The following is an 11140-nucleotide window of genomic DNA, read 5'->3' as shown; positions in this document are numbered from 1 at the left end:
AGAAATTACCGGGTGCGCTGCTCTGTGTCGTCAGCGATCGACGACGCTCACCAGCCGCGCTCTGCCAGGCGGTGAGGTTCCGGGATCTCGTCGACGTTGATTCCCACCATGGCCTCACCGAGACCCCGGGACACCTTCGCCAGGACATCGGGGTCGTCGTGGAAAGTGGTGGCCTTGACGATCGCGGTCGCACGCTGCGCCGGATTTCCGGACTTGAAGATGCCGGAACCGACGAAGACACCTTCGGCTCCGAGTTGCATCATCATGGCCGCATCGGCGGGGGTCGCGATGCCACCGGCGGTGAACAAGGTGACCGGCAGCTTACCGGCCTTCGCAACCTCCACGACGAGGTCGTAGGGTGCCTGAAGTTCCTTTGCGGCAACGAAGAGTTCGTCTTCGGGAAGCGAACCCAGTCGCCGGATGTCCTGCCGGATCCGCCGCATGTGGGTGGTCGCGTTGGACACGTCACCGGTTCCGGCCTCGCCCTTCGACCGGATCATGGCAGCGCCCTCGTTGATCCGCCGCAGCGCCTCACCGAGGTTGGTGGCACCGCACACGAACGGCACGGTGAACGCGAACTTGTCGATGTGGTGCTCGTAGTCGGCCGGGGTGAGCACCTCGGACTCGTCGATGTAGTCGACGCCGAGGGACTGCAGGATCTGCGCCTCCACGAAATGACCGATCCGCGCCTTCGCCATCACCGGGATGGAGACGGCCTCGATGATGCCGTCGATCATGTCGGGGTCGCTCATGCGGGAGACACCCCCCTGCGCGCGGATGTCGGCCGGCACCCGCTCGAGAGCCATGACCGCGACGGCGCCGGCGTCCTCGGCGATCTTGGCCTGATCGGGTGTGACCACGTCCATGATCACCCCGCCCTTGAGCATCTCGGCCATGCCGCGCTTGACGCGGGCGGTGCCGGTGACGGACGTGGATTGTGGGGTGCTCACAGCAGGACTCCTGGAAGAGGTCGACACGGAAGACGCCGCAGCACGGATCGGCCTGCGCGATACGGCGAGTCTATGGACGCGCACCGGCACCGCCCATAGCCAGTCACGGTGGGCTGGCCTTGCCGTGTCTGCCTGCCGCGTCAGCGAATTGCGCGGACCTCGGGTTCGCGATGCCGGGCCGCGACCGCACGTGCCTCGTCTAGCAACTGCGGCAGATCCTGCGGATAGACGGACTCCCCCGCCCCGACCAGCTCCCGGACCCCGGCCGGATCGAACCAGCGGTGCTCGAGGCTCATCCGGCGTTCGAGGTCGGTGAATCCGTCCGCTCCGGGTTCGAACGCGGGTACCTGCACGGCGAAGAAAAGTTCCTCGGAATGCAGTACCTCACCGTTGAACGGGAAGACCGCCACGCGCCGCCACATGGGCCCGAACACCTGATCCGGATCGACGTGGAGTCCCGTTTCCTCGGCGATCTCCCGGATCGCCGCATCCAGCAGGCTCTCCCCCGGTTCGACGGCGCCACCCACCGTGAACCAGAAATGCGCCTCGGGGGTCGTGGGGTCGTGCCCGCGCAGGAGCAGCACCCGCCCTTCGTCGTCGAGCAACACCACGCGCGCCGACGTGCGCGCGCGGTCGGGTACAGGCGCAGGCGAACTCGGGGCGGGTGAGCTCGCAGCGGGTGAGCTCGGTGCCGGACGCACTGCCACAGCCTGGGCGGACACCGGGACGGATGTCCCCGCCCGCTCGGCGATCTCGAAGTAGGTCGGGAGGGGGGCGGTGCCGCCGAGATGCAGCCACTGCACAGTTCGCCGGGTCCGGAGCGCCAGCGTGTCGCGCACCGCGTCGTTGTGGAAGCGACGAGCGATGAGCACGCGCGCTTCGGCGTCGGCGAGTTCGGCGACCAGCGGCGAACGCAGCCGATCGGTGTCGATCTTGGCGAGTGCCGCGGACAACGCGTTCTCCGCGGCTTCGCGGTGGCCTCGGTCGGCGCGTTCGGCGACGTCCGCGAGATGTGCCAGGCTCCGGCCCTCCGACGCGGAGATGGACGCGGCGATGCTTCTCGCGACCACGGCGCGTCGTGCGAGTGCGGCGTCGAGCGCGAGCCACGACAGATCCGAGCGCACATGGAGCCGGTCGAGCCGGTTCGCGACGGAGTACGCCCAGAACCCCACGGCCACAACGACTGCCGCGACGAGCGCGAGAACGAGGATTGTCAGTGCACTGAGTGTCACGAGCGCACCTCGCGAACGCGCCCGGCGCCGACGGTGACCGTCTCGTACACCCGGAGGATCTGCTCGGCGACGACCGGCCAGTCGTAGCAGCCGACGATCTCCGTGCCCGCCTCCACGAGCGCATCACGGCGCGTGTCGTCGTCGAGCACGTCGAGGATCCCCTGGGCGAGCGCCTGCGAGTCGCCCACTGGAACGAGGACACCGGCACGGCCGTCACGCAGAACACGACGGAATGCGTCGAGTTCGGATGCCACCACGGCGGTGCCCGCAGCGAGCGCCTCCACGAGGACGATGCCGAAACTCTCACCACCGAGGTTCGGAGCGCAGTACACGTCCGCCCCTCGCATCGCGGCGGCCTTCATATCGTCGTCGACCTGCCCGAGCAGTCGCAGGTGGCGGGCGTGTGGTCCCGCATCCTTGCGGAGTTTGTCCTCGTCACCGCGACCGACGACCAGGATTTCGATGTCGGGATAGCGCGCGACGATCGTGGGCAACGCTCCGAGCAGGACTTCCATGCCCTTGCGGGGTTCGTCGTACCTTCCGAGGAACAGCACCGTGCGACCCGCTCGGGGGTAACCGGGCAGCGGCGGGGTGTGCTGGAAGAACGGGACGTCGACGCCGTTGGGAATCTCCACCGCGTCCGCACCGAGGGAGTTGACCTGCCACCGGCGAGCGAGTTCGGACACGGCGATGCGGCCGGTGATCTTCTCCAGGTACGGCTGCAGGACACCGTGGAACGTGCTCAGCACCAGCGACTTGGTGGTGGAGGTGTGGAACGTGGCGACGATGGGACCTTCCGCGATCTTGAGCGCCAGCATCGACAGGCTCGGTGCGTTGGGCTCGTGGATGTGCAGGACGTCGAAGTCGTTGTCGTTGATCCACCGCCGCACCCGCGTGTAGGAGACGGGCCCGAAGCTGAGCCGTGCCACCGACCCGTTGTACGGAATTCCCACTGCGCGGCCGGCGGAGGTCACGAAGTCCGGCAGCACGGTGTCCTCCGAGGCCGGCGCGAGGACGCTCACGTCGTGGCCGCGCGCGATGAGCACCTCGGCAAGGTCCGCGACGTGCGCCTGGACTCCGCCGGGCACGTCGAACGAATACGGGCAGACCATTCCGATCTTCACTTACGCCTCCATTCGGGCGCGGCGAGCCTCGGACAAGTCGTCGAGCCACAACGGCTGCAGCATGTGCCAGTCTGCCGGGTGAGCGGCGATGTCGGCGGCGAACCGGTCGGCGAGAGCCTGCGTCGCCGTCTCGACGCCTCCGGTCACGTCGATCTCGGGATGCACGCGGAATCCCCACCCGTCGTCGGTGAACCAGCAATGGACCGGGAGCAGCGCCGCCCCCGTCTCGAGGGCAAGTTTCGCAGGTCCGGCGGGCATACGTGTGGGCTCGCCGAAGAAGGTGACCGGGACGCCCTTTCGGGCGAGGTCACGCTCGCCGAGCAGGCAGACCACCTTGTTCTCCCGCAACCTTTCGGCGAGTTCGACGAACGGCGGGGTCTCCCCACCGGTGAGAGGAAAGATTTCGAATCCCAGCCCTTCGCGGTATTCGACGAATCGCTTGTACAGCGCTTCCGGACGCAACCGCTCGGCGACGGTCGCCAAGCCTCCCGTGTGCCGCACACACCACACCCCGGCGAGATCCCAGTTACCGCTGTGCGGCAGAGCCAGGATCGCACCGCGTCCCGCCGCGAGTGCCGCGTCGAGATGTTCGCGCCCTTCGATGGCGTCGTCGATCGACACGGCCGTCTCGTCCAGATCCATGGACGGCAACCGGAACGCTTCACGCCAGTAGCGGGCATAGGACCGCAACGATGCCCGGACGAGTTCGTCGGGAACCTGGTCCGGCGCCGTGCCCAGCACCCGGGCCAGATTGCGACGCAACTGCTGCGGTCCCCCGCCCCGGCGCGCGGCGTAGTCCGCACCGGTGTCGAACAGACGACGGGCGAGTCCTTCGGGAAGCGCACGCACCACGCGCCATCCCGCCGCGTACCCGAGGTCCGCGGCGCGATCGGCGGGCCTCACCGGTCGCCCTCGTTCTTGTCGTTCGTGTCCGCGGGGGTACCCGTGGCGATCGGGAGCAACTCCCGCGCGCTGGGCGAGTTCCGCACGGCGAGAACCCGCTGGAACACCGTGATCACCGAACCGGCGGCAAGCAGCCACATGGCGATGTGGATTGCCCAGTCGAGACCGAGACCGGTGAAGCCGGCGCCGACGAGGACGATGACGAGGCGGTCGGGACGTTCGATCAGGCCGCCGTCCGCCGAGAGCCCGCTGGCCTCGGCCCTGGCCTTGGCGTAGGAGATGACCTGCGAGCACACCAGGCAGATCAGGGTCGCGACGAGGAGCGGGCGGCTGTCCTCGTGGTACACCGCCCACCACGCCAGACCGGCGAAGATCGCACCGTCGGCAACCCGGTCACAGGTCGCGTCGAGGACCGCGCCGAACCGGGTGCCGCCGCCGCGCGCTCGCGCCATCGCCCCGTCGAGCATGTCGAACATGACGAATATCCAGATCGCCAGTGCTCCCCAGAACAACTCGCCGATGGGGAACAGCGTCACGGCGGCAACGATCGTCGCGACGGTGCCGATGACGGTGACGGCGTCCGGCGTCAGTCCGGTTCGGATCAACGCCTTGCCGAGCGGCGCGGTGGCCTTCGACACCGACGCGCGCCCGAAGAAGCTCAGCATTGTTCGACCCCCGTTTTCCGATTCGACCGTTGTGCCCGGGACACGATCCTGCCACGGCCGGGAAGCGCACGGTCGACGCTACCGCCGACGGGTGCAGGAACCTGCACTTGACGTGAGTTTCTCACTCGTCCCAGGCCGACGCCAGAAGTGCCCGGGTGTCGCGCAGCAGTTGCACCATCACCTTGGAGCCTCCGAGGACCGTGATGAAGTTGGCATCTCCGCCCCAGCGGGGCACCACGTGCAGGTGCAGGTGCTCGGACAGTGAGCCTCCCGCGGCCGCGCCGAGGTTGAGACCGACGTTGAAGCCGTGCGGCCGCGACACCTTCTTGATCACCTGGAGGGCGCGCTGGGCGAACGCCATGAGTTCGGCGCTCTCCTCGGCGGTGAGGTCCTCGAGATTCGCAACCCGCCGGTACGGCACGACCATGAGGTGGCCGGGGTTGTACGGATAGAGGTTGAGCACCGCATACACGAATTCACCGCGGGCGACGACGAGGCCCTCTTCGTCCGGCATCTTGGGGATGTCGGTGAACGGCTCGTACGGTTCGCTGCGCGCACCGGGCGACTCGGTGATGTACGACATGCGGTGCGGAGACCACAGTCGCTGCAGGTGGTCGCGGTCGCCTACGCCCCGGTCGACGAGCCCGTCGGCCGTGTCGGCCGGTTCCGGGGTTCGGCGGGGGTCACCTGCCGGTGCAGCGGCAGGGTCGGTGTACGCACCCGACTCGTCGACGGGGCCGCCGGTCACGGCTGCCCGCCCGCCCCGGCCGGCTGTACCAGTTCGGCGGTGGGCGATGCGTTCTCGCGGCGGCGCACCCAGTCGACGACGATCCGCACGGCCTCGTCGACAGGCACCCCGTTGATCTGCGTGCCGTCACGGAACCGGAAGCTCACCGCGCCGGCCGCGACGTCGCGCTCACCGGCGAGCAGCATGAACGGCACCTTCTGAGTGGTGTGGGTGCGGATCTTCTTCTGCATCCGGTCGTCCGAGATGTCGACCTCGGCGCGGATGCCCTCGGCCTTCAGTGCGGCGACGACGTCGAAGAGGTGGTCCTCGAAGTCGGCGGCGACGGGGATACCGACGACCTGTACCGGGGAGAGCCACGCCGGGAACGCCCCCGCGTAGTGCTCGGTGAGCACACCGAAGAACCGCTCGATCGAGCCGAACAGCGCGCGGTGGATCATCACCGGACGGTGCTTGGCGCCGTCCGATCCGGTGTACTCCAGCTCGAACCGCTCCGGCAGGTTGAAGTCGAGCTGAATCGTGGACATCTGCCAGTTGCGACCGAGCGCATCGGTGACCTGCACCGAGATCTTCGGGCCGTAGAACGCGGCGCCGCCGGGATCGGGGACGAGGTGCAGACCCGAGGCCTCGGCGACCTCGCGCAGCGTATCGGTGGCGGTCTCCCACAGTTCGTCGCTGCCGACGAACTTCTTCGGGTTCTTGGTCGACAACTCGAGGTAGTAGTCGTCGAGTCCGTAGTCCCGGAGCAGTTCCAGGATGAAGTTCAGCACCGAGGTGAGCTCGTCGCGCATCTGCTCGGGCGTGCAGAAGATGTGCGCGTCGTCCTGCGTCATTCCGCGCACGCGGGTCAGGCCGTGGATGACGCCCGACTTCTCGTACCGGTACACGGAGCCGAACTCGAACATCCGCAGCGGCAGCTCACGGTACGACCGGCCGCGGGAACGGAAGATCAGGTCGTGCATCGGGCAGTTCATCGGCTTGAGGTAGTAGTCCTGGCCGGGCTTGCGGACCGTGCCGTCGTCGTTGAGTTCCTCGTCGATGTGCATGGCCGGGAACATGCCGTCGCGGTACCAGTCGAGGTGGCCGGAGATTTCGTAGAGATGGCCCTTGGTGATGTGCGGCGTGTTGACGAAGTCGTACCCGGCGGCGACGTGCCGCTCGCGGGAGTAGTTCTCCATCTCCTGCCGGATGATGCCGCCCTTGGGGTGGAACACGGGCAGACCCGAGCCGAGTTCGTCCGGGAACGAGAACAGGTCGAGTTCGGCGCCGAGCTTGCGGTGGTCGCGACGTTCGGCCTCGGCGAGCAGTTCGAGGTGGCGGTCGAGGGCTTCCGTGGACTCCCACGCGGTGCCGTAGATGCGCTGCAGATCGGCGTTGTCCTGGTCACCGCGCCAGTACGCGGCGGAGCTGCGCGTGAGCTTGAAGGCCGGAATGTATTTGGTGGTCGGCAGGTGCGGACCGCGGCAGAGGTCCTTCCAGACGAGTTCACCGGTACGCGGGTTGAGATTGTCGTAGATGGTCAGCTCGTTACCGCCGACCTCCATGATCTCGGGATCGTCGATACCGGACTTGTCGTCGATGAGCTCGAGCTTGAACGGCTCGTCCGCGAGTTCCGCACGCGCGTCGGCGATATCCGCGACGACCCGGCGCGAGAAGCGCTGCGCGTCCTTGACGATCTTCTTCATGCGCTTCTCGAGCTTGGCGAGATCTTCGGGCGTGAAGGGCCGGTCGACCTTGAAGTCGTAGTAGAAGCCGTCCTTGATCGGCGGGCCGATGCCGAGCTTCGCCTCGGGGAACTCCTGCTGCACTGCCTGTGCGAGCACGTGAGCGGCGGAGTGCCGGATGACGCTGCGTCCGTCCTCGGTGTCGGCACCGACGGCCTCGACGTCGACATCCTGATCCGGCACCCACGCGAGGTCTCGTAGCGCACCGTCGGCGTCCCGGACGACGACGATCGTGTCCGGTCCTTTGAGCGGCAGTCCCGCCTCACGTACGGCCGCGCCCGCACTGGTTCCAGCCGGCACCCGGACGAGCGTGGCTGATTTCGCGGATGCGGGCGTGGTCACTGTGGTGAACTCCTCGGCTCGATGCCTGATAAAAGGGCGTCGCCTGCGCGTAGACGTGCGCGATGGCAACCCCTACATGCTATCGACATTCACTCTGCCGACGAACACAGGGCGTCACCGGCCGCGGACGCCCCGAGCGACGAACGTCAGATCCCGTGCAGGCCGACGAGTACGCGTTCGAGCAGATCGACACCCGGGCCCACCTGATCGACCGTGCGATGCACCGTGAGTTCTCCTGTGGCGGCGAGATCGCCCACCAGAACTCGGGCGACCCCCAAGGGAATGCCCGCCAGCGCCGCGACCTCCATGATCGAGCGTGGCTGCACGCACAGGGCCAGCACGGTCCGGTGTTCCTCGAGCGCGAATCCCCGTTCGATTCCCTGCGCGGAGGGCACCGCGGACACGAGTGCTTCGAGCGGTAGCTCTACCTCCGCACGGGTGCGCCCCCCGATTCGCACGAACGGCCGCACGAACGACGACGTCTCTGGCTGGTCCATGTCCTCGTTTCCCACATCGATCTCGGATCCCCTGTCGGTGCCGGACATCGCTGCCCGCCTTTCAGGGGTACCGCCCACCACCCGGGTTTGCCCGGAAACACTGCCTTGATCCACTTCGCCCGACGGCCGGCCGCGCTGCGCAAGCTCTGCACCCGCGCTGTTTCGGCGCTGCCGGGATCTTGCCGAACCGAACCTGGCGCCGGTTGCCCCGACAACCGGCCACTCGCTGTCCGCAACACTCATCTAGGGCGCACCCCCTCCTGGGACGAGGTCAATCCTGCCATCAATCGCTCGCGCGGACACCGATGGCCACGAAAGTGGGACGCTGCCGACCCGGGCACCCTCCAGCACCATCGGTCGCACAGTGCCCAACTGTTACATGACACAAACGAAAAATGGGCACCCTCCGGTGGGTGCCGTTCATCACTATTCCCGGGAGACAGCCCTGAGGGCGATCCCCATGCGCGCCGGCGTCTGCAACGCCGCGTCACTGCGTCCTCCCGGACCTGCGGGAAACCCATCAACCCCCCGTGTCGCCTGGTTACGGTGTCGGGAGGGCCAGGCCCGATTCCGGCGTGCGCCCGTTCGCGCCCTGCCGTCACCGACCCCGCACGCGGCGTCCTGCACGACTCACACACCGGCAGCGTCCGGCAAGGAGGACAGACCATGCGAGCGTTCGTATTCGACAGGTACAAGCAACCCCTCCACGAAGCGGACGTCCCCGAACCCGCCGTGGGCACTCGGGACGTCCTGGTCAGCGTGAGTGCGGCGGGCGTGAACCAGCTGGACGACAAGATCCGCGACGGCGAGTTCAAGCCGATCCTGCACTACAAGCCCCCGCTCACGCTCGGCCACGATGTGGCCGGGACGGTGGTCAGCGTGGGCGCACACGTGCGGGGGTTCGAAGCCGGGGACAAGGTTTACTCACGCCCGCGCGACTACCGCATCGGCACGTTCGCCGAGCGCATCGCGATCGATCAGGCTGATCTCGCCGTCGCTCCCGCATCGATCGGTCCCGTGGAGGCGCCGTCGCTGCCCTTGGTGGCATTGACGGCGTGGCAAGCGCTCGTGGAGAAGGGACGAGTGACGGGCGGGCAGAAAGTCCTCGTCCACGCCGGTGCCGGCGGCGTCGGGAGTATCGCGATCCAGCTCGCCAAGCACCTCGGGGCGCAGGTGGCGACCACGGTATCCGGTCGGAATGCGGACTTCGTTCGCGAACTCGGTGCGGACGTGGTCATCGACTACCACACCCAGGACTTCGGCAAAGAGCTCTCCGGGTACGACTTCGTCCTGGACTCCCTCGGCGGCGAACACCTGCTCGAGTCCCTCCGGGTGCTCAGGCCCGGCGGGAAGGCCGTGGGAATCTACGGAGTCCCCGATCCGGCCTTCGCGAAAGAGATCGGCGCGAACCCCATCGTGCGCCTGGTCATCGCCGCTCGCAGCCGCACGACCCGCTCCCTTGCCAGGAAGCTCGGCGTGACCTACGAGTTCTTGTTCATGCACGCGTCCGGGGAGCAACTGCGTCTCATTGCCGATCTCGTCGACGCCGGTTCCATCCGCCCCGTCGTCGGCGCCACCTTCGCGTTCGACCAGACGCCCGAAGCCCTCGCGTCTCTCGGCAAGAGCAGCATTCGAGGGAAGTCGGTCATCACGGTGCCCTGACCTGGCGAGCCGACGATGCGAAGGAACTCGTCCGCACCGGCTGGCGAGGGGGAATCAGAAGATCCTGCACGCGGATATACCGGCCTATGAGGATGCGGCGAGGAGTAATGAGGATCGTCGCTGGCACGGGGTGCCCATGCGACATTGGGTGGTCCCGGCTGGGATCGAACCAGCGACCTTCCCGGTGTGAACGGGACGCTCTTCCACTGAGCCACGGGACCGGGCCGCATCGCTGCGGCTCGAACGGAAAGGAACATTAACACTCTCTCGCTCCGAACACGAATCCGCAGGTCACCGCGGTTCGACCACACTCGGGACGCTACTCCGCACGCACAAACACCGCACTGCAAAGACCGAACACCGCGCTGCAAGAAGAGGGACTTCGCGTCCGATGTCGTGAATGGACGCGAAGGGGCTCGCGGGGCCCTGGACCGCACTGCCGGTAGAGGACGCGCGATGCCGCGCAGGGGACGTGTAGGGGAAAGGCCTGTACGGGTCGGATCGCGGCAGGCCGGAGCGGGCCCGGCAGCGACGGCCCCGCCACACTCCCTTCCCCTCCTCCCGTCGGCTGTTTCCCACCGGGTTCCTCACAGAGCCTGCACCCCACCACGCAACCGGCCCGGACGATGGTCGTCGACCACCACGACCGATTCGGCATGCCGGCACAGACACCACAGGGAACCCTGCAGCCCCTCGAACCGCATTTCGCGCCACGACCTGCTGATTTGTGTGTTTCGACGGTGGTCGGCTAGTGTTCTGAACCGCACCACGGAGAGCAAAACGCCGAACGGTGCGAATGCGGATGTAGCGCAGCTGGTAGCGCATCACCTTGCCAAGGTGAGGGTCGCGGGTTCGAATCCCGTCATCCGCTCGAGAGGTTGGACTCGACCTTTTAATGGTGGAGTGGCCGAGTGGTGAGGCAACGGCCTGCAAAGCCGTGCACACGGGTTCGATTCCCGTCTCCACCTCGCGCGATTAGCTCAGCGGGAGAGCGCTTCCCTGACACGGAAGAGGTCACTGGTTCAATCCCAGTATCGCGCACCAGGTTCGACCAGCACGTGGGTCGAATCGATGTAGAGTCAACGTGCATGCGGATGTAGCGCAGCTGGTAGCGCATCACCTTGCCAAGGTGAGGGTCGCGGGTTCGAATCCCGTCATCCGCTCCAAATCTGGACCCCACAATCCCGCGCGATTAGCTCAGCGGGAGAGCGCTTCCCTGACACGGAAGAGGTCACTGGTTCAATCCCAGTATCGCGCACCAGGAACGACGAAGGCCCCCTTCCTCAGGACGGGGGC

The 11140-nt window shown here is 67.2% G+C and carries 9 protein-coding genes and 6 tRNA genes; 6 read left to right on the top strand and 9 right to left on the bottom strand.

Going from position 1 to position 11140, the window contains the following annotated elements; translation table 11 throughout:
* Nucleotides 1-47: 47 nt before the first annotated feature.
* The 8 genes from pdxS to TVH25_RS18605 all read right to left on the bottom strand — a co-directional run bounded on the left by pdxS (nt 48) and on the right by TVH25_RS18605 (nt 8230).
* Nucleotides 48-950, bottom strand: a complete 903-nt coding sequence (gene pdxS, locus TVH25_RS18640; protein ID WP_422425155.1) for a pyridoxal 5'-phosphate synthase lyase subunit PdxS — start codon at nt 948-950, stop codon at nt 48-50.
* 140 nt (nt 951-1090) lie between these two features.
* Nucleotides 1091-2182, bottom strand: coding sequence for an NUDIX hydrolase (locus TVH25_RS18635; protein WP_422425154.1), 1092 nt, complete (start codon nt 2180-2182; stop codon nt 1091-1093).
* Entirely contained in the window at nt 2179-3306 is a 1128-nt protein-coding gene (locus tag TVH25_RS18630; protein ID WP_422425153.1) for a glycosyltransferase family 4 protein, read from the bottom strand. The genes TVH25_RS18635 and TVH25_RS18630 overlap by 4 nt, the downstream gene beginning before the upstream one ends.
* On the bottom strand, nt 3307-4209 hold the full coding sequence (locus TVH25_RS18625) for a phosphatidylinositol mannoside acyltransferase (protein WP_296549506.1): 903 nt from the start codon (nt 4207-4209) through the stop codon (nt 3307-3309). It abuts the gene before it with no gap.
* Nucleotides 4206-4874 (bottom strand): phosphatidylinositol phosphate synthase, encoded by a 669-nt coding sequence (gene pgsA, locus TVH25_RS18620; protein ID WP_169621733.1) that lies wholly within the window; start codon nt 4872-4874, stop codon nt 4206-4208. The genes TVH25_RS18625 and pgsA overlap by 4 nt, the downstream gene beginning before the upstream one ends.
* A gap of 121 nt (nt 4875-4995) precedes the next feature.
* The gene (locus TVH25_RS18615; protein ID WP_169621965.1) at nt 4996-5484 is read right to left on the bottom strand and encodes an HIT family protein; all 489 of its coding nucleotides are present in this window, start codon (nt 5482-5484) and stop codon (nt 4996-4998) included.
* 134 nt (nt 5485-5618) lie between these two features.
* Nucleotides 5619-7685: a threonine--tRNA ligase gene (gene thrS, locus TVH25_RS18610; RefSeq protein WP_169621732.1), complete on the bottom strand. Its 2067-nt coding sequence runs from the start codon at nt 7683-7685 to the stop codon at nt 5619-5621.
* Between the two features lie 146 nt (nt 7686-7831).
* Nucleotides 7832-8230 (bottom strand): DUF742 domain-containing protein, encoded by a 399-nt coding sequence (locus TVH25_RS18605; RefSeq protein WP_240952431.1) that lies wholly within the window; start codon nt 8228-8230, stop codon nt 7832-7834.
* Nucleotides 8231-8848: 618 nt separating this feature from the next.
* Between TVH25_RS18605 and TVH25_RS18600 the strand changes: the two genes are divergently transcribed.
* Nucleotides 8849-9844 carry an NADP-dependent oxidoreductase gene (locus TVH25_RS18600; protein WP_422425150.1) on the top strand — a complete coding sequence of 332 codons (996 nt, stop codon included), beginning with the start codon at nt 8849-8851 and terminating at the stop codon, nt 9842-9844.
* Nucleotides 9845-9993: 149 nt separating this feature from the next.
* On the opposite strand, the gene TVH25_RS18595 is transcribed toward TVH25_RS18600, so the two are convergent.
* A tRNA-Val gene (locus TVH25_RS18595) sits at nt 9994-10065 on the bottom strand.
* Nucleotides 10066-10642: 577 nt separating this feature from the next.
* Here TVH25_RS18595 and TVH25_RS18590 point away from each other — a divergent pair.
* The 5 genes from TVH25_RS18590 to TVH25_RS18570 all read left to right on the top strand — a co-directional run bounded on the left by TVH25_RS18590 (nt 10643) and on the right by TVH25_RS18570 (nt 11105).
* A tRNA-Gly gene (locus TVH25_RS18590) sits at nt 10643-10715 on the top strand.
* 26 nt (nt 10716-10741) lie between these two features.
* Nucleotides 10742-10812, top strand: a tRNA-Cys gene (locus TVH25_RS18585).
* Between the two features lies 1 nt (nt 10813).
* Nucleotides 10814-10888, top strand: a tRNA-Val gene (locus tag TVH25_RS18580).
* Between the two features lie 46 nt (nt 10889-10934).
* Nucleotides 10935-11010, top strand: a tRNA-Gly gene (locus TVH25_RS18575).
* A gap of 20 nt (nt 11011-11030) precedes the next feature.
* A tRNA-Val gene (locus TVH25_RS18570) sits at nt 11031-11105 on the top strand.
* Nucleotides 11106-11140 lie beyond the last annotated feature (35 nt).

The organism is Rhodococcus sp. 7Tela_A2, assembly GCF_049311045.1.
Classification (GTDB): domain Bacteria; phylum Actinomycetota; class Actinomycetes; order Mycobacteriales; family Mycobacteriaceae; genus Rhodococcus.
This window is presented reverse-complemented; position numbering and strand designations above follow the sequence as displayed.